The organism is Streptomyces sp. NPDC057617 (assembly GCF_042800555.1).
Lineage (GTDB): Bacteria > Actinomycetota > Actinomycetes > Streptomycetales > Streptomycetaceae > Streptomyces.
Genome location: NZ_JBHVGV010000006.1, coordinates 279,436 through 300,494 on the forward strand (window position 1 = coordinate 279,436; position 21,059 = coordinate 300,494).

The 21,059-nt window shown below is 70.9% G+C and carries 16 protein-coding genes, 1 tRNA gene and 1 pseudogene; 12 read left to right on the top strand and 6 right to left on the bottom strand.

Translation table 11 applies throughout. The features are described from left to right. Positions 1 to 55: 55 nt before the first annotated feature. A complete protein-coding gene (locus tag ACFU9P_RS17535; RefSeq protein ID WP_376373921.1) occupies positions 56 to 1,213 on the top strand; it encodes an acyl-CoA dehydrogenase family protein in 1,158 nt (385 codons plus the stop codon). 72 nt (positions 1,214 to 1,285) lie between these two features. Here ACFU9P_RS17535 and ACFU9P_RS17540 read toward each other — a convergent pair whose 3' ends face one another. After that, complete coding sequence (locus ACFU9P_RS17540; RefSeq protein ID WP_376373923.1) at positions 1,286 to 2,065, bottom strand: phosphatase; 780 nt, start codon at positions 2,063 to 2,065, stop codon at positions 1,286 to 1,288. A 194-nt stretch (positions 2,066 to 2,259) separates the two neighbouring features. Further along, a complete protein-coding gene (locus tag ACFU9P_RS17545; RefSeq protein ID WP_376373926.1) occupies positions 2,260 to 2,874 on the bottom strand; it encodes a TetR/AcrR family transcriptional regulator in 615 nt (204 codons plus the stop codon). Between the two features lie 100 nt (positions 2,875 to 2,974). Here ACFU9P_RS17545 and ACFU9P_RS17550 point away from each other — a divergent pair, with 100 nt between their 5' ends. From ACFU9P_RS17550 to ACFU9P_RS17570, 5 genes and pseudogenes are all read left to right on the top strand, one after another. Next, the gene (locus ACFU9P_RS17550; RefSeq protein WP_376373928.1) at positions 2,975 to 4,606 is read left to right on the top strand and encodes a carboxyl transferase domain-containing protein; all 1,632 of its coding nucleotides are present in this window, start codon (positions 2,975 to 2,977) and stop codon (positions 4,604 to 4,606) included. Between the two features lie 8 nt (positions 4,607 to 4,614). After that, a pseudogene (locus tag ACFU9P_RS17555) lies at positions 4,615 to 6,630 on the top strand (acetyl/propionyl/methylcrotonyl-CoA carboxylase subunit alpha); the annotation flags it as partial. 59 nt (positions 6,631 to 6,689) lie between these two features. After that, complete coding sequence (locus ACFU9P_RS17560) at positions 6,690 to 7,631, top strand: hydroxymethylglutaryl-CoA lyase (RefSeq protein ID WP_384081485.1); 942 nt, start codon at positions 6,690 to 6,692, stop codon at positions 7,629 to 7,631. Positions 7,632 to 7,638: 7 nt separating this feature from the next. Then, positions 7,639 to 8,799 (top strand): acyl-CoA dehydrogenase family protein, encoded by a 1,161-nt coding sequence (locus tag ACFU9P_RS17565; RefSeq protein WP_384081487.1) that lies wholly within the window; start codon positions 7,639 to 7,641, stop codon positions 8,797 to 8,799. A 135-nt stretch (positions 8,800 to 8,934) separates the two neighbouring features. Next, complete coding sequence (locus ACFU9P_RS17570; protein WP_384081490.1) at positions 8,935 to 10,005, top strand: ABC transporter substrate-binding protein; 1,071 nt, start codon at positions 8,935 to 8,937, stop codon at positions 10,003 to 10,005. A gap of 40 nt (positions 10,006 to 10,045) precedes the next feature. Here ACFU9P_RS17570 and ACFU9P_RS17575 read toward each other — a convergent pair whose 3' ends face one another. Then, on the bottom strand, positions 10,046 to 11,662 hold the full coding sequence (locus ACFU9P_RS17575) for a beta-N-acetylhexosaminidase (RefSeq protein WP_384081493.1): 1,617 nt from the start codon (positions 11,660 to 11,662) through the stop codon (positions 10,046 to 10,048). A 208-nt stretch (positions 11,663 to 11,870) separates the two neighbouring features. On the opposite strand from ACFU9P_RS17575, the gene ACFU9P_RS17580 reads away from it, so the two are divergent. The 3 genes from ACFU9P_RS17580 (at position 11,871) to glmS (ending at position 15,132) form a co-directional block, all read left to right on the top strand. Further along, complete coding sequence (locus ACFU9P_RS17580) at positions 11,871 to 12,755, top strand: DUF4429 domain-containing protein (protein WP_384081495.1); 885 nt, start codon at positions 11,871 to 11,873, stop codon at positions 12,753 to 12,755. Between the two features lie 169 nt (positions 12,756 to 12,924). Continuing rightward, complete coding sequence (locus tag ACFU9P_RS17585; protein ID WP_046507995.1) at positions 12,925 to 13,200, top strand: hypothetical protein; 276 nt, start codon at positions 12,925 to 12,927, stop codon at positions 13,198 to 13,200. Positions 13,201 to 13,302: 102 nt separating this feature from the next. Next, entirely contained in the window at positions 13,303 to 15,132 is a 1,830-nt protein-coding gene (gene glmS / locus ACFU9P_RS17590; protein WP_376373946.1) for a glutamine--fructose-6-phosphate transaminase (isomerizing), read from the top strand. Positions 15,133 to 15,254: 122 nt separating this feature from the next. On the opposite strand, the gene ACFU9P_RS17595 is transcribed toward glmS, so the two are convergent. Then, positions 15,255 to 15,833, bottom strand: coding sequence for an acetate uptake transporter (locus ACFU9P_RS17595; RefSeq protein WP_384081499.1), 579 nt, complete (start codon positions 15,831 to 15,833; stop codon positions 15,255 to 15,257). 242 nt (positions 15,834 to 16,075) lie between these two features. Further along, positions 16,076 to 16,597, bottom strand: coding sequence for a universal stress protein (locus ACFU9P_RS17600; protein WP_376373950.1), 522 nt, complete (start codon positions 16,595 to 16,597; stop codon positions 16,076 to 16,078). Positions 16,598 to 17,653: 1,056 nt separating this feature from the next. On the opposite strand from ACFU9P_RS17600, the gene ACFU9P_RS17605 reads away from it, so the two are divergent. The 3 genes from ACFU9P_RS17605 (at position 17,654) to ACFU9P_RS17615 (ending at position 19,638) form a co-directional block, all read left to right on the top strand. Beyond that, entirely contained in the window at positions 17,654 to 18,874 is a 1,221-nt protein-coding gene (locus tag ACFU9P_RS17605; RefSeq protein WP_376373952.1) for a GlxA family transcriptional regulator, read from the top strand. Between the two features lie 10 nt (positions 18,875 to 18,884). Continuing rightward, entirely contained in the window at positions 18,885 to 19,487 is a 603-nt protein-coding gene (orn, locus tag ACFU9P_RS17610; RefSeq protein ID WP_376373955.1) for an oligoribonuclease, read from the top strand. Positions 19,488 to 19,565: 78 nt separating this feature from the next. Then, positions 19,566 to 19,638: transfer RNA gene (locus ACFU9P_RS17615), tRNA-His, on the top strand. Between the two features lie 193 nt (positions 19,639 to 19,831). Here the strand turns inward: ACFU9P_RS17615 and ACFU9P_RS17620 are convergent. Then, positions 19,832 to 21,010, bottom strand: coding sequence for a LacI family DNA-binding transcriptional regulator (locus ACFU9P_RS17620; RefSeq protein ID WP_384081504.1), 1,179 nt, complete (start codon positions 21,008 to 21,010; stop codon positions 19,832 to 19,834). Positions 21,011 to 21,059: the final 49 nt, after the last annotated feature.

Sequence of the window (21,059 nt, forward strand, 5' to 3'; positions counted from 1 at the left end):
GGCGCGGGCCGGCCGGAGTTGAACGGACACATCGAACGGACAGAGGGGGCTTACGGTGCGTCGTACCGTCTACAACGAGGACCATGAGGCGTTCCGGGAGACCATCCGCGCCTTCATCGAGGCGGAGGTCGTCCCCGTCCACGACGAGTGGTACGCGGCGGGCCAGGCGCCCCGCGACTTCTACTACAAGCTCGGTGAGCTGGGCATCTTCGGGATCGAGGTACCGGAGGAGTACGGCGGCGCGGGCGAGGAGTCCTTCAAGTTCCAGGCGGTCATCACCGAGGAGACCGCGCGGGCCGGTGTCTCCTTCGGCGGCTCGGGCGTCCATGTCGCGCTCTGCCTGCCGTATCTGAAGGCGTATGCGACCGACGAGCAGAAGAAGCGCTGGCTGCCGGACTTCGTCAGCGGCAGGACGATGTACGCCATCGCCATGACCGAGCCGGGCACCGGGTCCGATCTGGCCGGGATGAAGACGACCGCCCGGCTCTCCGAGGACGGCACGCACTATGTGCTCAACGGCGCGAAGACCTTCATCACGGGCGGTGTCCACGCGGACCGGGTGATCGTCTGCGCGCGTACCGCGCCACCGTCGGCCGAGGACCGCCGCCACGGGATATCGCTGCTCGTCGTGGACACGAAGGCGGAGGGGTACGCGGTCGGGCGCAAGCTCGACAAGCTGGGGCTGCGGATCTCCGACACCGCCGAGCTGTCCTTCACCGATGTCAAGGTGCCGGTCGGGGACCTGCTCGGCGAGGAGAACGAGGGCTTCTCCTATCTCGGCCAGAATCTGCCGCAGGAGCGCCTCGGGATAGCCCTCGGCGCCTATGCGCAGGCGGCCGCAGCGGTCAGGTTCGCGCAGCAGTACGTCCAGGAGCGGACGGTGTTCGGGAAGTCCGTGGCGTCCTTCCAGAACACCAAGTTCGAACTGGCCGCGTGCAAGGCCGAGGTGGACGCGGCGGAGGCGGTGGTCGACCGCGCGCTGGAAGCGCATGATCTGGGCGAGCTGTCCGCCGCCGAGGCCGCGTCCGCGAAGCTCTTCACCACGGAGGTGGCGCACCGCGTCATCGACAAGTGCCTCCAGTTGCACGGCGGATACGGCTATATGAACGAGTACCCGATAGCCCGGCTGTACGCGGACAACCGGGTCAACCGTATCTACGGCGGCACCAGCGAGGTCATGAAAATGATCATCGCCAAGTCGATGGGGCTGTAGGGCGCGATGGGGCGGTAGGGCCGGAGGGAGCCGGACGAGTCGGAGGAAGCCGGGCGGGCCGGAAAGGGGCCGTCAGAGCAGACCGGCCTCGTTCAGCAGGTAGGCCGTCATCGGGTCGTAGAAGCGCGGGTCCGTGACATGGTCGTCCAGGGGGACCGTGACCTCCATCGTGCCCTCGGCCTCGGCGAGGAAGAGGGCGGGGTCGTTGCAGTCCGCGTAGCCGACCGAGTCGAGCCCGCGCTGGGCGGCGCACCCGGCCCAGCCGTGGTCCGCGACCACCAGGTCCGGCTGCGGTCTGCCGTCGCGCTCCAGGCCGTCGAGGATCGCGCGCATGGGTTCCGGCGAATGGGTGTGCCAGAGGGTGGCGCCGCGCTCCAGCATGGCGACGTCGGCGAACTGGAAGACCATGCCCTCGTCGGCGGTGAGCCCGGCGGGGATCCGTACGATCTCGCAGCCGACGGCCCGGAGCGCGTCCGCGGTCTGCCGGTGCACGTCCAGGAGCCCGCCCGGGTGGCCGGTCGCGAACAGGACGCGCTCCTTGGCGGCGGCGGCCTTGCGCAGCCGGGCGGCCATCCGCTCCAGGGCATCGATGGTCAGCTCGGGGTCGATGGTGTCCTGGCCGACCCGGTGCTCGGGGTCGTCGTTGACGCCGCACCGCTCGGCCATCACGGCGAGGACGTCCTGCTCGTCGGTCCAGCGCTCGCCCAGCTCAAGACCCAGCCAGTAGTGGCGGTCGCCGTTGGCGAGCTTGCGGTAGTGGGAAAGGTTGTTGTCGCGGGGGGTGGCCACGTCTCCGGCGATACGCGTACGGACGAGGTGGTCGACAAGGGCGGCGCGGCTGGGTATCGGCATGAGCCCATTGTGCCGTCAGCCCCACACCCCGCGCCGGATGTCCTGCCCTCCGGACAGCCCCGCACAGCCCGGACGGCTCCGAACGGCTCGTAACGGCACCGAACGGCTCTACGGCACCGGACGACGGCACCGAACGCTGCCCGAACGGCCCACAGGTCCGCGAGGCCCGCCTCGCGGAGAGCCGTCGCCCCGGCTCACAGAGGGCCGTCTCCGTTGCCCAGGGCCGCGAAGGCGCCGTGGGCCAGGCGGCGGAGCAGGGATTCCGTGGCTGTGCGGGTGGGCAGGCCGGGGGTGTGGGGGCCCAGGTGGGGGGTGGAGTTCAGGAGGCCGAAGACGGCGTGGACCGCGCCCCGGGCCTGGGGCTCGGGGACCTCGGGGTAGAGCTGCCGTACGACCTCGACCCACAGCTCCACGTACTGGCGCTGGAGCTGCCGCACCAGCTTGCGGTCGGTGTCCCGGAGGCGGTCCAGCTCGCGGTCGTGGAGGGTGATCAGCGGGCGGTCGTCGAGAGCGAAGTCGATATGGCCGTCGATCAGCGAGGCCAGTACGGCGGCCGGGTCGGCGGTCTCCCCAGCTCCGCGCACGCGCCGCCTGCCGCCGTCCAGCAGCCGGCCGCTGATACCGACGAGCAGTTCGGCCAGCATGGCGTCCTTGCCCGCGAAATGGCGGTAGAGGCCGGGGCCGCTTATCCCGACCGCCGCCCCTATCTCATCCACACCGACCCCGTGGAAGCCGCGCTCGGCGAAGAGGCGGGCGGCCTGCTTGAGGATCTGCTCGCGGCGGGTCGGGGCGGCGGTCCTGGTGCTCATGAGAATTCATTCTAGACAGGACTGTTAGCGGTCGTTAACCTGAAGGCAATGACGTTAACGCTCACTAACCCAGCGAGCCCGGTGAAGGGAGCTTCGAGCGATGCAGCAAGCACCGGTGCTGGCGAGCGCCGCGGATCCGGCGGCCGAGTCCTGGCGGGTCAATGAGGCGGCGCACGAAGAGCTGGCCGCGGAGCTGCGGGCCCGGCTCGCCGCGGCCCGGCTCGGCGGCGGCGAGAAGGCCCGCGCCCGGCACACGGCCCGCGGCAAGCTGCTGCCGCGCGACCGGGTGGACGCGCTGCTCGACCCCGGCTCGCCCTTCCTGGAGCTGGCGCCGCTCGCGGCCGAGGGGATGTACGGGGGCGCGGCCCCGGCCGCCGGGGTGATCGCCGGGATCGGCCGGGTCAGCGGCCGTGAGGTGGTGATCGTCGCCAATGACGCCACGGTCAAGGGCGGCACGTATTACCCGATGACGGTGAAGAAACACCTCCGCGCCCAGGAGGTGGCCCTGGAGAACAGGCTGCCGTGCCTGTATCTCGTCGACTCCGGGGGCGCCTTCCTGCCCATGCAGGACGAGGTGTTCCCCGACCGGGACCACTTCGGGCGGATCTTCTACAACCAGGCCAGGATGTCCGGCGCGGGCATCCCGCAGATCGCGGCGGTGCTCGGCTCCTGCACGGCCGGCGGCGCGTATGTCCCGGCAATGAGCGACGAAGCGGTGATCGTGCGCGGGCAGGGCACGATCTTCCTGGGCGGGCCGCCGCTGGTGAAGGCGGCCACGGGCGAGGTCGTCACGGCCGAGGAGCTGGGCGGGGGCGAGGTCCACTCCCGGGTCTCGGGTGTCACCGACCATCTCGCGGAGGACGACGCGCACGCGCTGCGGATCGTGCGCACCATCGTCTCCACCCTCCCGGCCCGAGGCCCCCTCCCCTGGTCCGTCGAGCCGGCCGAGGAGCCCAAGGCCGATCCCGCGGGGCTGTACGGAGCGGTGCCGGTGGACTCCCGTACGCCCTATGACGTCCGCGAGGTCGTCGCGCGGCTCGTCGACGGCTCGCGGTTCGCCGAGTTCAAGGCCGAGTTCGGTACGACACTGGTGACCGGGTTCGCACGGATCCATGGGCACCCGGTCGGGATCATCGCCAACAACGGCATTCTTTTCTCCGAATCCGCCCAGAAGGGCGCACACTTCATCGAGCTGTGCGACCAGCGCGGCATCCCGCTGCTCTTCCTCCAGAACATCTCCGGCTTCATGGTCGGCAGGGACTACGAAGCGGGCGGGATCGCCAAGCACGGCGCGAAGATGGTCACAGCCGTGGCGTGCGCGCGCGTGCCGAAGCTGACGGTCGTCATCGGCGGTTCGTACGGAGCGGGCAACTACTCGATGTGCGGCCGGGCCTACTCCCCCCGGTTCCTCTGGATGTGGCCCAACGCCAAGATCTCGGTCATGGGCGGCGAGCAGGCCGCCTCCGTCCTCGCGACCGTCAAGCGCGATCAGATAGAAGGGCGCGGCGAGGAGTGGCCGGCGGAGGACGAGGAGTCGTTCAAGTCGCCGATCCGCGCGCAGTACGAGACCCAGGGGAACGCTTATTACGCGACCGCGCGCCTCTGGGACGACGGGGTGATCGACCCGCTGGAGACCCGGCAGGTGGTGGGTCTGGCCCTGACCGCGTGTGCCAACGCCCCACTGCCCCAGAGGGACAGCACGGCGCCCGGCTTCGGCGTCTTCCGGATGTGAGGGTGGGAATGTTCGACACGGTTCTGATCGCCAACCGCGGCGAGATCGCGGTCCGCGTCATCCGTACCCTGCGGAGTCTGGGGGTGCGCTCGGTCGCGGTGTTCAGCGATGCCGACGCGGAAGCCCGGCATGTACGGGAGGCCGACACGGCGGTCCGTATCGGCCCGGCGGCGGCGTCCGAGAGCTATCTCTCCATCGGGCGGCTGCTGGCGGCGGCGGAGCGTACGGGAGCGCAGGCGGTCCACCCGGGCTATGGCTTCCTCGCGGAGAACGAGGCGTTCGCGCGCGCCTGCGCCGACGCGGGGCTGGTCTTCATCGGGCCGCCCGCCTCCGCCATCGAGCTGATGGGCGACAAGATCCGTGCCAAGGAGACGGTACGGGCGGCGGGGGTGCCGGTGGTGCCCGGTTCCTCCGGCAGCGGGCTGACCGATGCCCAACTGGCCGCGGCCGCCGCGGAGATCGGTATGCCGGTGCTGCTGAAGCCGTCGGCGGGCGGCGGCGGCAAGGGCATGCGCCTCGTGCGTACGGAAGCGCTGCTGGCCGAGGAGATCGCGGCGGCCCGGCGCGAGGCGCGGTCCTCCTTCGGGGACGACACGCTGCTGGTGGAGCGGTGGGTGGACCGGCCGCGCCATATCGAGATCCAGGTCCTGGCGGACACGCACGGGAATGTGGTGCATCTCGGCGAGCGCGAGTGCTCGCTCCAGCGCCGCCATCAGAAGATCATCGAGGAGGCGCCTTCCGTCCTGCTGGACGAGGCGACCCGGGCGGCCATGGGCGAAGCGGCGGTCCAGGCGGCGCGCTCCTGCGGATACGCCGGCGCGGGGACGGTCGAGTTCATCGTGCCCGGCGGCGACCCCGCGTCGTATTTCTTCATGGAGATGAACACCCGTCTCCAGGTGGAGCACCCGGTCACGGAGCTGGTCACGGGTCTCGATCTGGTCGAGTGGCAGCTCCGGGTCGCGGCCGGTGAGGAACTCCCCTTCGCGCAGGCCGACATCACCCTCACCGGCCACGCCGTGGAGGCCCGGATCTGCGCGGAGGACCCGGCCCGTGGGTTCCTGCCGACGGGCGGTACGGTCCTGGCGCTGCGCGAGCCGCAGGGCGCGGGGATACGGACGGACTCGGGCCTCTCCGAGGGCGCCGAGGTCGGCAGCACGTACGACCCGATGCTCTCCAAGGTCATCGCCCATGCCCATGACCGCCCGACCGCCCTGCGCAAGCTCCGCGCGGCCCTGGCCGGGACGGTCACCCTCGGCGTCCCCACCAACGCCGCGTTCCTCAGCCGGCTGCTGGCCCATCCCTCGGTCGTCGCGGGCGATTTGGACACGGGTCTGGTGGAGCGGGCGGCGGACTCCCTGCTGCCCGACGGGGTCCCGCCGGAGGTGTACGCGGCGGCGGCCGCGGTCCGCCAGGCGGAGCTGCGGCCGGCCGCGCCGGAGGGCTGGGTGGACCCCTTCTCCGTACCGAACGGCTGGCGCCTGGGCGGCACGCCCGTCCCTGTGACACACCATCTGCGGGTAACGGGACTCGAACCGGTCGCCCAGCAGGTACAGGCCGGGGACAGGTACGAGGTGGAGTCCGACCGGGTCACGGTCACCGTCGACGGAGTGACCCATACGTTCCACCGGGCCGGCGACTGGCTGGGCAGAGACGGGGAAAGCTGGCAGGTGCGGGACTTCGACCCGGTCGAGGCCGCCCTGCGCGCGGGCGCCGGGCGCGGCGGGGCCGACTCACTGGTCGCGCCCATGCCGGGGACGGTCACCGTCGTCAAGGTGGGGGTGGGCGACGAGGTCGCCGCCGGGCAGAGCCTGCTCGTGGTCGAGGCGATGAAGATGGAGCATGTGATCTCCGCGCCGCACGCGGGGACCGTCACCGAGCTGGATGTCACCCCCGGCTCCACCGTCGCCATGGACCAGATCCTGGCCGTCATCACCCCGGCTGCCGAGCCGGACCCCGTACCGGCCCCCGGAACCACGCCCGTACCGGATCCGGATCCCGCGCCCGTACAAGACCCCGCCCCTGCACAGGGTCCCGCGCCCGCGCGGAGCCCCGCCCCGGACAGCGCCGTCCCCCAGGAGGAGTCATGATCCACGGACTGCCCATGGCCGTGCCCTCGGAGGAGCTGCCACCCCAGGTCCGTATCCATGAGGTGGGCGCGCGCGACGGACTCCAGAACGAGAAGGCCGTCGTACCGACCGCGGTCAAGGCCGAGTTCATCCACCGGCTCGCCGAAGCAGGGCTGACCACCGTCGAGGCGACCAGTTTCGTACGCCCCGACTGGGTGCCCCAGCTCGCGGACGCCGAGGAGCTGTTCCCCCTTCTCGGTGACCTCGGCCCGCAGGTCGCGCTGCCCGTCCTCGTGCCCAACGCCCGTGGGCTCGACCGCGCGACCGCCCTCGGGGCACGCCGTATCGCCGTGTTCGCCAGCGCCACCGAGTCCTTCGCCAAGGCCAATCTGAACCGTACGGTCGCCGAATCCCTGGCCATGTTCGCGCCGGTCGTGGAGCGGGCCCGTGCCGACAAGATCCATGTGCGCGGCTATCTCTCCATGTGCTTCGGCGACCCCTGGGAGGGCCCGGTCCCCATCCACCAGGTGGTCAGGGTCGCCAAGGCCCTGATGGATCTGGGGTGCGACGAGCTGAGCCTCGGCGACACCATCGGCGTCGCCACCCCGGGCCATGTGCAGACCCTGCTCTCCGAGCTGAACGAGGAGGGCGTGCCCACCAATGCCCTCGGGGTGCACTTCCACGACACCTACGGTCAGGCGCTCGCCAACACCTTCGCCGCGCTCCAGCACGGCGTGACCACCGTGGACGCCTCGGCGGGCGGCCTCGGCGGCTGCCCGTACGCGAAGAGCGCCACCGGAAACCTCGCCACCGAAGATCTCGTGTGGATGCTCGACGGCCTCGGTATCGAAACCGGCGTCGATCTCGGCCGGCTCACCGCCACCAGCGTCTGGCTGGCCGAACGGCTGGGCCGCCCCAGCCCTTCCCGTACCGTCCGAGCCCTCTCCCACAAGGAGTGACGCACCCATGTCCCTGGACCACCGGCTCTCCGCCGAGCACGAAGAACTGCGCCGCACGGTCGAGGAGTTCGCGCACGACGTCGTGGCGCCCAAGATCGGCGACTTCTACGAACGGCACGAGTTCCCGTACGAGATCGTCCGGGAGATGGGGCGGATGGGCCTGTTCGGGCTGCCGTTCCCCGAGGAGTACGGCGGGATGGGCGGGGACTATCTCGCGCTCGGGATCGCCCTGGAGGAGCTGGCCCGGGTCGACTCCTCGGTGGCGATCACCCTGGAGGCCGGGGTCTCGCTCGGCGCCATGCCCATCCATCTCTTCGGTACGGAGGAGCAGAAGCGCGCCTGGCTCCCCCGGCTCTGCGCGGGCGAGATCCTCGGCGCCTTCGGGCTGACCGAGCCGGAGTGCGGCTCGGACGCCGGCGGCACCCGTACCACCGCCGTGCGCGACGGCGACTCGTGGGTCATCAACGGCAGCAAGTGCTTCATCACCAACTCGGGGACCGACATCACCGGTCTGGTCACGGTCACGGCGGTCACCGGCCGCAAGGACGACGGGCGTCCGGAGATCTCCTCGATCATCGTCCCGTCCGGCACCCCCGGCTTCACTGTCGCCGCCCCCTACTCCAAGGTCGGTTGGAACGCCTCGGACACCCGCGAGCTGTCCTTCTCCGACGTCCGGGTGCCGCTGGCGAATCTGCTCGGCCAGGAGGGCCGGGGGTACGCCCAGTTCCTCCGGATCCTGGACGAGGGCCGGATCGCGATCTCGGCCCTGGCGACCGGTCTCGCCCAGGGGTGTGTGGACGAGTCGGTGGCGTACGCGAAGCAGCGGCACGCGTTCGGGCGGCCGATCGGCGCCAACCAGGCCATCCAGTTCAAGCTCGCCGACATGGAGATGCGTGCGCACATGGCGCGGATCGGCTGGCGTGACGCGGCGTCGCGGCTGGTGCGCGGTGAGCCGTTCAAGAAGGAGGCGGCGCTGGCGAAGCTGTACTCGTCGACGGTCGCCGTCGACAACGCCCGGGAGGCCACCCAGATCCATGGCGGATACGGCTTCATGAACGAGTATCCGGTGGCCAGGATGTGGCGCGACTCCAAGATCCTGGAGATCGGCGAGGGCACCAGCGAGGTCCAGCGGATGCTGATCGCAAGGGAGTTGGGCCTCCCCGCCTGAGTCGCCGGGCCCCGCGCCCCCGCGCCCGCTCGTATACGGAACCGGCCGGCACCCCGGCGATCCACTGAGGTTAGGCTAACCTACCTTCGGATTGCCCACCGGCCGGATTCCGGCTCGTACGAAAGCGGACCCACCATGCCCCGTGCCCGAGTCTCCCCTCTGACCCGTCGCGGCCTGCTGGCCGCCGGTGGCGCCGTCGGACTGGCCGCCGCGCTCGCCGCCTGCGGTAACAGCGGAGCCGACGACACGGACGGCACCGGCGGCACGAAGGACGGCTCAGGCACAGGCGCGGGCGCCGGGAAGTCCGGCCCCTGGTCCTTCACCGACGACCGGGGGCAGACCTCGAAGGCCGACGGCACCCCGAAGAACATCGTCGCGTTCACCGGCACGGCCGCCGCGCTGTACGACTACGGAGTCGAGGTCAAGGGCGTCTTCGGCCCGACCAGGGCCAAGGACGGCAAGCCCGATGTCCAGGCCGGCGACCTCGATATCGGCAAGGTCGAGATCCTCGGCAATGTCTGGGGCGAGTTCAATGTCGAGAAGTACGCGGCGCTCGCCCCCGATCTGCTGGTCACCGCGATGTGGATCAAGGACGCCCTCTGGTACGTACCGGACCAATCCAAGGACAAGATCGTCAAGCTGAACCCGAATGTGGTGGCTCTCCGGGCCGCCGAGACGACGATCCCCCAGGCGATCCAGCGCCACGCCGAGCTGGCCGAGTCCCTCGGCGCCGATCTCAAGGACCCCAAGGTCACGGACGCCAAGGCCCGGTTCGAGAAGGCCGCCGAACGGCTGCGCCAGGCCGCCAGGTCCAAGCCGGACATCACCGTGCTGGTCGGCTCGGCCAGCCAGGACCTCTTCTATGTCTCCCTCGCGAAGATGTCCGCCGACACCCTCTACTTCCAGCAGCTGGGCGTGCGCTTCATCGAGCCCGAGGTGAACGCGCAGGGCTTCTTCGAGGAGCTGAGCTGGGAGAACGTCGGCAAGTACCAGGCCGACATCATCATGATGGACAACCGCTCCTCGGCCCTCCAGCCCAACGCCCTGGCCTCCAGGCCCACCTGGGCGCAGCTTCCGGCCGTCAAGGCGGGCCAGGTCGTTCCGCGCACCACCGAGCCCATCTTCTCGTACGACAAGTGCGCCCCGATCCTGGACGATCTGGCGGCGACCATCGAGAACGCGAAGAAGGCCGGCCGGGCCTCATGACCACGGCCGGCCGTCCCCCTGCACTCGCTCCGGGCCCTCGTCAGCCCGCCGGCCAGGGCACCAGCGGCGAGCGGTAGTAGTCGATCCCGAGCGCCGTCATCCGCGGTCCCTGGGCCGCCAGACGGAGCTTGTAGGTGTCCCAGTCGTGCGAGGCCGCCGGGGACCAGCCCAGCTCCGCGACACCGAGCAGCCGCGGGAAAGCCATGTACTCCACCTGGTCACTGGTCGCGATGGTCTCGGTCCACAGCGGGGCCTCGATCCCGAGCACCGCGCTCTCCGGCACGCCCGCGCCGGCGAGATAGGTGCCGGGGTCCCAGTCGTACGAGCGGTCCACCTCGGTGTAGCCGGCCCAGGACTGGCCCAGCGGGGTGGACCGGTCGTACTTCATGTCGAGATACACCCGGTCCGCCGGCGAGAGCACCAGCCGCGTCCCCTTCTTGGCCGCCGCGGCGACCTGCGCGCGCTCGGCGGAACCGGTGGCGTCGTAGCCCCAGTACTGGGCGACGGCCCCCGCGGCCGGAGTGGCGCCCGTGATCTGGTGCCAGCCGGCCACGGTCTTCCCGTACTTCCGCACCGCGGCCTGCGCCCGGTCCATAAAGGCGACATAGTCGGCGTGGCTGGTGGCGTGCGCCTCGTCGCCGCCGATGTGGAGGTAACGGCCCGGGGTGAGCGCGGCCAGTTCGCGCACCACGTCGTCGACGAAGTCGTACGTCACCTCCTTGGGCACGCACAGCGAGCTGAAGCCGACACTGGTGCCCGTGTAGAGCGGGGGCGCGACACCGTCGCAGTTCAGCTCGGCGTACGAGGCGAGCGCCGCGTTGGTGTGGCCCGGCATGTCGATCTCCGGGATCACCTCAAGGTGGCGGGAGGTCGCGTAGGCGACCAGATCGCGGTACTGGGCCTTGGTGTAGTAGCCGCCGGGGCCGCCGCCGACCTGGGTGGAGCCGCCGTACGTCGCGAGCCGCGGCCAGGAGTCGACGGCGATCCGCCAGCCCTGGTCGTCGGAGAGGTGCAGATGCAGCGTGTTGATCTTGTATAGCGCCAACTGGTCGATGTAGAGCTTGACCTGATCGACCGTCAGAAAGTGGCGCGAGACATCGAGCATCGCGCCGCGGTAGGCGTAGCGCGGGGTGTCGGTGATGGTGCCGCCCGCGACGGTCCAGCGGACGCGCTGGGTGCTCCGCTTCTCCACCGGGGCGGGCAGGAGCTGGCGCAGGGTCTGGACGCCGTGGAAGAGCCCGGCGGGTTCGCGGGCGGTGATGGTGACGCCGCGCCGCCCGGACTCCAGCCGGTAGCCCTCCGTACCCAGGCTCCGGTCGCCCGTACCGAGGCGCAGCCGGATGCCGTCGCGGGCGTCCCGGTCGCCCTTCGGCTCGGTGACCGGGAGGGCGTAGCCGGTGGAGGGGCGCAGCAGCCCGGCCAGGTACGAGCCGATGCGCCGGGCCTCGCGGGTGTCCGTGCGCGACGCGCCGTCGGCCAGGATGCGGGTGGCGGAGGTGAGGGTGTACGGGGAGCCGCCCGGCCGTACCCGCTCGGGCGCCGGCACCACCTGGTCCAGCGGACGGGCGGGGGCGGGACCGGCCACAGGACCGGCGGCTCCGATGCCGCCGACACCGGCCGCCACGACGAGCAGCAGCGAGCCGGCCGCCCGGGGCAACGCCCAGCGCCCGCTTCTGCGACCTCTTCGGGGGTTGAGCCGACTTACCGTTTCGCGCTGACTCACGACGGATCTCACGAGGTTGTCCCTTCGACGGGGTACTCACCTGCGGTGCCGGGAAGTGAACTCCTCACCATGGGACCCGTACGCCCCACCCACGGTCAAGGTGTAGACCAATTTCCGCCGCCCTGATGGAAGAATCCCCGGCATGGCGGAAATAACCCAGAAGGACGGCACCTGGACCTTCGACGGTGACACGGTCCGTATCGTGCCCGGCAACGACAAGGGCGTCGGTCCGCTGCGCAGGGCGCTCGGTGAAATCGCCGTACCGCTCCAGGCGTTGGCCGGAATCTCCTTCGAGGCGGGGCGCAAGTCCGGGCGGCTGCGGCTGCGCCTGCGGGACGGCGCCGACCCGCTGCTCCTGGTGGCCGGGGGCAGGCTGGACGAGGGCTCCGACCCGTACCGGCTGACCGTCGAGAACGACCGCGCGGGGGTCGCCGAATACCTCGTCGACGAGGTGCGCAACGCGCTGCTGCTGGACGGCGTGGAGCCGGGGCCTGTCGGCCGTTATCTGCTGCCGGGACCCGCCCTGCCGATCACCGTGAGCGCGGGCGACGGGACCGTGACCTTCGACGGGGAGCGGATCAGGCTGGAGTGGAACTGGAAGACCGAGGAGTCCAAGTCCTCGGGCGGCGCCCGGACCATCGCGCTCGCCGATGTGGAGGCGGTGGAGTGGCTGCCGAGCGCGGGTCTGGAGAACGGTTATCTGCGCTTCCGGGCGGCCGGGGCGACGGTGGCGGTGTCGGTGCCGCCGAAGTACGACCCGCACGCGGTGGAGCTGTGGGGGTTCAAGAAGGACCCGCTGATGGCGCTGGCGGGGGCGGCGGTGGCGGCCCGGCTGCCGCATCCGTACGCGCAGACCGACCCGGCCGTGGAGCAGGCCCCGGCGCCCGAGGACGCCAGGCCGGCCGGGAGCGACGACCCGGACGCGCTGCTGCGCAGGCTGCGGGAGCTGGGCGGGCTGTACGAGGAGGGGATACTCACGGACGAGGAGTTCGCCGCCGCCAAGCAGGCCATCATCAGACGCCTCTGACCACGGCCCCTCCGTACGTACGGGAGACCCGCAGGCACAACCGCCAAAAGCGCCGCCCTCTCGCCCGTACCCCGCCGCACCCCCCTCCTGACCCCCAAATGGGCCGACCCCTGCCCGATTCCGGGCAGAAATCTTGCAAACCTCAGCCGCCGCCCCGCAGTATCGACGGGTGCTGGAACGCCGCTCGTCGTACGACGACCTCATCGACCATCTCGTCCGCAGCACCGCGCTCCAGCGCGGCGAGGCCGCCCGGGTGGTGCTCGACGTGCTGGCGTACTTCGACGAGACGACCGAGGAGTTCGTCCGCCGCCGCCACCGGGAGATGCAGTCAGGCGGCGGTACGAACGCGGAGATCTTCGAGCGGATCGCGGCCGAGCTGCCGCACCGCGCGGTGGCGCCCCCGGAGCTGTCGCTCCGGCAGCTGCGCCGCATCGTCTACGGCTGACACGGCCGGTACGGCCGGCACGGCTGCCACCAGCAGTCACCGCGCCGTAGCCGTCCGGGGCGAACCAATCGGGCTGAACCGATCAGGAGGAGCAGGAACTGTATGTGCGGAATCGTCGGATACATCGGAAAGCGTGATGTGGCCCCCCTGCTGCTGGAGGGCCTCCAGCGGCTGGAGTACCGCGGGTACGACTCGGCCGGGGTCGTCATCACCGGCAAGCCGGCCGCGGGCAAGGCCGCCACGCTGAAGATGGTCAAGGCCAAGGGCCGGGTCCGCGATCTGGAGGCCCGCGTGCCCAAACGCTTCGCGGGCACCACCGGAATCGCGCACACCCGCTGGGCCACCCACGGCTCGCCGAGCGACGAGAACGCGCATCCGCACATGGACCCCGGCGGCAAGGTCGCGCTCGTCCACAACGGCATCATCGACAACGCCGCCGAGCTGCGGGTGAAGCTGGAGGCGGACGGGGTGGTGTTCCTGTCCGAGACCGACACCGAGGTGATGACCCACCTCATCGCCCGCTCCCAGGCGCCGACCCTGGAGGAGAAGGTCCGCCAGGCGCTCCAGATCATCGAGGGCACCTACGGCATCGCCGTCCTGCACGCCGACTTCCCGGACCGTATCGTCGTCGCCCGCAACGGCTCCCCGGTCGTCCTGGGCATCGGCGAGAAGGAGATGTTCGTCGCCTCCGACGTGGCCGCGCTCGTCTCCCACACCCGCCAGGTCGTGACGCTCGACGACGGCGAGATGGCGACCCTGAAGGCCGACGACTTCCGTACGTACACGACCGAGGGGTCCCGTACCTCGGCGACGCCGACCACCGTGGAGTGGGAGGCCGAGTCGTACGACATGGGCGGCCACGACACGTACATGCACAAGGAGATCTCGGAGCAGCCGGACGCGGTGGACCGGGTGCTGCGCGGCCGGATCGACGACCGGTTCGCGACGGTGCATCTCGGCGGCCTCAATCTGGACGCCCGCGAGGCGCGCGGGGTGCGCCGGATCAAGATCCTGGGCTGCGGCACCTCGTACCACGCGGGGCTGATCGGCGCGCAGCTCATCGAGGAGCTGGCACGTATCCCGGCGGACGCCGAGCCCGCCTCCGAGTTCCGCTACCGCAATCCGGTCGTGGACCCCGACACCCTGTATGTCGCGGTGTCGCAGTCCGGTGAGACGTACGACGTGCTCGCCGCGGTCCAGGAGCTGAAGCGCAAGGGCGCGCGGGTGCTGGGGGTGGTCAATGTCGTGGGTTCGGCGATCGCCCGGGAGACCGACGGCGGGGTGTACGTGCACGCGGGCCCCGAGGTCTGTGTGGTCTCCACCAAGTGCTTCACCAACACCGTGGTCGCCTTCGCGCTGCTGGCGCTGCACCTCGGCCGTATCCGCGATCTGTCGGTCGCCGACGGCAAGCGGATCATCGAGGGGCTGCGCGCGCTGCCTGCGCAGATCGCGGAGATCCTGGCGACGGAGGACTCCATCGCGAAGCTGGCGGGCGAGTACGCGCGGTCCGCGTCGATGATGTTCATCGGCCGGGTACGGGGGTATCCGGTGGCGCTGGAGGCCTCGCTGAAGCTCAAGGAGATCTCGTACATCCACGCCGAGGCCTATCCGGCCTCGGAGCTGAAGCACGGCCCGCTCGCGCTGATCGAACCGGCGCTGCCGACGGTCGCGATCGTCCCGGACGACGATCTGCTGGAGAAGAACCGGGCGGCGCTGGAGGAGATCAAGGCGCGCAGCGGACCGATCCTGGCGGTGGGCCACCAGCCGCAGGAGAAGGCCGACCACACGATCGTGGTGCCGAAGAACGAGCCGGAGCTGGACGCGATCCTGCTGGGCATCCCGCTCCAGCTCCTGGCGTACCACACGGCCCTGACCCTGGGCCGGGACATCGACAAGCCGCGCAACCTGGCGAAGTCGGTGACGGTGGAGTAGCGGACGCGGCCCGGCTATTCGGCTATCCGGGCCGTCGGAGCGCCCCCCGCGCATGCCGCCCGGCGCGCAGGGGGCGCTCTGGGAGGGGGCCGGTGCTGCCCGGACACCGGCCCGTGGCTGCCTCAGCCGGTGGCCGTCACTCCACGGCCGGCAGCACGGCCGCGCGGCAGTGCGGTCGGCCACTTGGCGAGCGAGGCCGTCGCTCCGTACCAGGCGGCCAGGCCCGCCACCGCGGCCACCCAGCCGCCGATCTTCGCCAGGCCCGTGCTGTCGGCGAACTGTCCGAGGGCGAGCAGCAGGAGGGCGACGGTGAGCAGTCCGTACGTGCCCTGGAGGAGCGGCCCCGCGCCCGCCGCGCCGAGGGTCAGACTGAGCGCGAGCAGTGCCCAGAGGATGAGGAAGAGGCCGGCCGCGTCGGCGGAGATCTGGTCCCCGACGCCCGTACCCCAGGTGAACCAGAAGGCTCCGAGGCCCGCGAAGGCCGTACCGGTGAACGAGTCGCCCGCCCGGAACGCGAACAGTCCGGCGACGAAGAGCGCGACCCCGCCGACGTACAGCGCGAGAGAGACGGCGTCCGCCGCCGTCACTCCGTCGATGACGCCGGTGTGGCCTATGCCGAAGGCGAGCAGGGTGAGTCCGAGTGCAAGATGGCCGAGAACCGAAGTCGAAGTGGTGCTTCCCGCAGAGACGTCGTTGTCCACGGCGGGCTCCCTTCATGATGTGCGGGTGGCTGTGTCCCAGCGACCGCTATGTACCCTTCACAAGCGCACGATGCACCTCTACGCGTGAGTAAATTCACGTTGGGCGCAAGGGAGTTGACAGATTCTCAGGCGATGTGAAGCGCGTGCGGAGCCGCTGCGGAATCGCGCGTTGCGGAATGGAGCCGCCCACCGGGACACATGGCTGCCCACCGGCGAACGCGTCAGGCGAACGCGTCAGGGGATCAGGGGATGACGACAACCGGGCGCTGCGCGCGGCGTGCGAGACGGCCCGCGACCGAGCCGAAGATCCGCCCGACGATGCCGTGCGTGGAGCCGACGACGATCGCGTCCGCGGAGTACTCCTCGCCGACCTCTTCCAGCTCGTGGCAGATGTCTCCGCCGCGCTCGACCAGGATCCACGGGACCTCGGCGAGATAGTCCGCGCAGGCCAGTTCGAGGCCGAGCACCTCGGTGCGGTGGTCCGGTACGTCCACGAAGACCGGGGGTTCGCAGCCCGCCCAGACCGTGGTCGGGAGCCGGTTGGCGACATGGACGATGATCAGGCCTGAGTTCAGCCGCTTCGCCATGCCGATGGCGTAGGCGAGCGCCCGCTCGCTGGAGGTCGAGCCGTCGAAACCGACCACCACTCCGTGCCGGAAGGCGGGATCGCAGGACGCACGCGTCTGTTCCGCCGCTTGCAGGTCCGACAACGGGTCGGCTACCTGCTTGCGGTCAGCGGGTTCGGGGATTTCGTGACCAGCCATGATGTCTCGGCGAAAGAGGTCCTCTTGGGAAGGGACAACAATGGTCGTGGCGGGTGTCGTGGCGGGCGGTGCCGTGTCCGGGAATCATCTTCCCAACCCGTACCCACAAGGGTACGGCGACACTCCTCTCATGCCCAGAGCCCGCCGCCCCACACGCGGCGTTCCAGGGAGCATGCACGAGGGCGCGGCGGATCGCAATGCCGGATGGTCCCTACAGTTGTCCGAGGAGTGACCGGAGGGCTCCGCTCCTCGTTGGCCATCGGTCATATCGTCATCCCGAGGGAGCCGCCGTGCCCGCATCACCGATCGCTCAGGCGACTCGGGCCACTCAGGACGCTCCGCCGAGCCGCCCCCGGAGGCGGCTCCGGAGTCGGCGCCCGGGAGGGCCCAGGAGGCGCCCTGGGGGCCACACGGAGGCGATTGGGGGGTACGGGCCGGGACCACGGGCGGCCGCGGCCTCCGCCCCGTCAGCGAGAGACCCCGCCCCGAAGCCGCGACGGAAGCCGCGGCCGGCTCGGCGGAAAGGCCTGCGGAAGGGCCGGGCGCGGGGGCTACGATCAAGGCCAGGATGTACGGAACGTACGGAACGTCCGGAAGCCGACGGTCATCGGGGGCCCCGAGGGCGCATCTCGGCGCACGCGCGCGTGAAGGTAGTGCGCCGGGAGATTGAAAGCTTCGCACAGACACACCCATCACTTTTCAGCCAACTTCACACTGGGGCAGAACCCTTGGCGAAATGGCCTGCCAACCCCCTTGCCACCAGGGAAGAAAGGACCGACCCGACCGTCCGCACCCTACGGGGACGGGCCATGCACGCGAGGCCCACTTCCACTCTCGGCTCCCGAGTGGAACGCTTCGTGATCGAATGCTTCGCGCCAAGTTGCCTTGTCGACATAACGCCGGATGGAGAACTTGTCACGCCGGCACCACGGGACACAGTAGATTCGATCATGAGTATCGAAGGCTGGGGACCCGTGCAAAACCGAGGGGAATCGTGCAGGAGCGAGAGGCCCGACAAGAACGGGGAGACGCGAACACCGAGGGGGGCTTAGCGCCATGAGCCAGGACTCCACTGCCGCACCGGAGTCAGCAAGGAAGCTTTCCGGGCGTCGTCGCCGGGAAGTCGTCGCCGTGCTGCTCTTCAGTGGTGGCCCCATCTTCGAGAGCTCGATCCCGCTCTCGGTGTTCGGAATCGACCGCCAGGACGCCGGGGTTCCCCGCTACCGCCTGCTCGTCTGTGCCGGGGAGGACGGACCGCTGCGCACCACCGGCGGGCTCGAACTCACCGCGCCGTACGGCCTGGAGGCGATCAGCAGGGCGGGCACCGTGGTGGTGCCGGCATGGCGGTCGATCACTTCGCCGCCACCGGTGGAAGCGCTCGACGCGCTGCGCCGGGCGCATGAGGAGGGCGCGAGAATCGTCGGTCTGTGCACCGGCGCGTTCGTGCTCGCCGCGGCCGGACTGCTGGACGGCCGCCCGGCCACCACGCACTGGATGTACGCGCCGACGCTCGCGAAGCGCTATCCGTCCGTGCATGTGGATCCGCGGGAACTGTTCGTCGACGACGGCGATGTGCTGACGTCGGCGGGCACGGCGGCCGGAATCGATCTGTGTCTGCATATAGTCCGGACGGACCACGGCGCCGAGGCCGCGGGCGCGCTGGCCCGCAGACTGGTCGTACCGCCACGGCGCAGCGGCGGTCAGGAACGCTATCTGGACAGGTCTTTACCAGAGGAGATCGGCTCCGACCCGCTCGCCGAGGTCGTGGCCTGGGCCCTGGAGCACCTCCACGAGCAGTTCGACGTGGAGACGCTCGCGGCCCGCGCGTACATGAGCCGCCGTACCTTCGACCGGCGGTTCAGGTCGCTCACCGGGAGCGCGCCGCTGCAGTGGCTGATCACCCAGCGGGTGCTCCAGGCACAGCGGCTGCTGGAGACCTCCGACTACTCGGTCGACGAGGTCGCCGGCCGCTGCGGCTTCCGCTCCCCGGTGGCGCTGCGCGGGCACTTCCGGCGCCAGCTCGGCTCCTCCCCCGCGGCTTACCGGTCCGCCTACCGGGCCAGGCGCCCGCAGGGCGAGCCGATGCCGCCGGGGGTCATGGAACCGGGCGTACCGGCGCAGGCCTCCCCGCACACCAGGCGGGCGGCCGCGGCGGCGGGAGCGCCGGGCCAGCCGACGGCGTCCTCGGCGCTGCCGGAGCACGGCAAGCCCGGGTCGGACATGTACGCGGCAGGTCCGGGCCGTCCGAGTCTGCCCGGGCAGCGGAGCGCCCCGTAGGGTAAGGCGTATGAACGACCGCATGGTGTGGATCGACTGCGAGATGACCGGGCTCTCGCTGGCGGACGACGCGCTCATCGAGGTGGCCGCCCTGGTCACCGACTCGGAGCTCAACGTGCTCGGTGACGGGGTGGACATCGTGATCCGCCCGCCGGACGCGGCGCTGGAGACCATGCCCGAGGTGGTGCGGCAGATGCACACCGCCTCGGGCCTCCTCGACGAGCTGGCGGGCGGTACGACGCTGGCCGCCGCCGAGGAGCAGGTCCTGGCGTACGTACGCGAGCATGTCAAGGAGCCCGGCAAGGCGCCGCTGTGCGGGAACACGGTCGGCACCGACCGCGGCTTCCTGCTGCGCGACATGCCGACACTGGAGGGCTACCTCCACTACCGGATCGTGGATGTCTCGTCGGTCAAGGAGCTGGCCCGGCGCTGGTATCCGCGGGCGTACTTCAACAGCCCGGAGAAGAGCGGCAACCACCGCGCGCTGGCCGATATCCGCGAGTCCATCGCGGAGCTGCGCTACTACCGCGAGGCGGTCTTCGTACCGGCTCCGGGCCCGGACTCCGACACGGCGAAGCAGATCGCGGCGAAGTACGTGCTTCCCGCCCCCTGACCCGCCCCTTATGCAGGCGCGAGCACCCGCTCGGACCCTGTACACTTTTTCTCGGCCGGTCGGGAACGACCGGTCGTGGTGGGTATAGCTCAGCTGGTAGAGCACCTGGTTGTGGTCCAGGATGTCGCGGGTTCGAGTCCCGTTACTCACCCTCTGTGATCAAGGGCTGACCTGGATTTTCCAGGTCGGCCCTTCGTCGTTTCCGGGCCTGTTTCCAGGGCCGTCCGCAAGGCCGCTTCCAGGGCCTCCCTCAAAGCCTCTCGCCGGCCCCCGCTCCCGGGGGTGTCGCGCGCCCGGGGGAAGGGCAGGGGTGTACAGGAGTTGTACGCGCGCGGGGGCCGGCGTCAGGACGAGGACCGGATGACCAACTGGGTGGGAAGCACGATCTGGTGCGGGGGTGACGGGTGGGGTGTCGCGCGGCTGGCTATTTCCGTGAGGACCAGCCGGGCCATCGCGCGGCCCATTTCCTCGATCGGCTGACGGACGCTGGTCAGGGGCGGATCCATATGGCGCGCGATGGCCGAGTCGTCGAAGCCGATCAGGGCCACATCGTCCGGGATACGGCGGCCGGCCGCGCGGAGGACCTGGCGGGCGCCCGCGGCCATGACGTCGGAGGCGGCGAAGACCGCGTCCACGTCGGGGCGGCGGGCGAGGAGTTCGGTCATGGCGCGGCGGCCCCCGGCCTCGGTGAAGTCGGCCACGGCCGTGAGCCCCTCGTCGGGCGGCTGCCCGGCGTCCCTGAGGGCCTGGCGGTAGCCGTCGAGGCGGCAGGCCGCGCCGTACACGTCCAGGCGGCCGGTGATGGTGGCGACGGTCCTGCGGCCCCGCGCGAGCAGATGGGCCACGGCCGTACGGGCGCCCTCGGTGTTGTCGGAGTCGACCGAGGGCAGCGGCTCGGCCGCCGAGCGCCGGCCGCTGATGACCGTCGGGATGCCGAGCTGGGTGAGCAGCTCGGGCAGCGGGTCGTCCGCGTGGACCGACACCAGCAGCGCCCCGTCGGCGCGGTGCGCGGCCAGGTACTGGGCGAGGCGGCGGCGCTCGCGGGCGCCGCCCGCGAAGGTCAGCAGCAGTTGCATCCCGGTGTCCGCGAGGGCCTCGCCGACCCCGCTGACGATGTCGGAGAAGTACGGCTCGGCGAAGAACCGCGCCTCCGGCTCGGGCACCACCAGGGCGATCGCGTCGGCGCGGTTGGCGGCGAGTGCGCGGGCCGCGCGGTTCGGTACGTACCCCAGCTCGGCGACCGCCGCCTCGACCGCGGCCCTGGTCTGCGCGCTCACCCTGGGGGAGCCGTTGATCACCCGGGAGACCGTGCCGCGGCCGACCCCGGCCCGCGCGGCCACCTCTTCGAGCGTGGGCAGCTTGCCGCCGCGGGCCCGCGCTCCGGGAGCGTGTCCGGCTCCATGAACCCCGCGGGCCGTACTCCCGGCCCCGCCGGCCCCACGAGCCGTACCGGCTCCACCGAACCCGCCGGCGCCACCGATCCCGCCCGTCTCACGGCCGCCCCGGGCTTCCCGGTCCACCATCCCCACCTCCCCCGCCGAATCCGGCCGCCGCCCCAAGGCGTAATCCAAC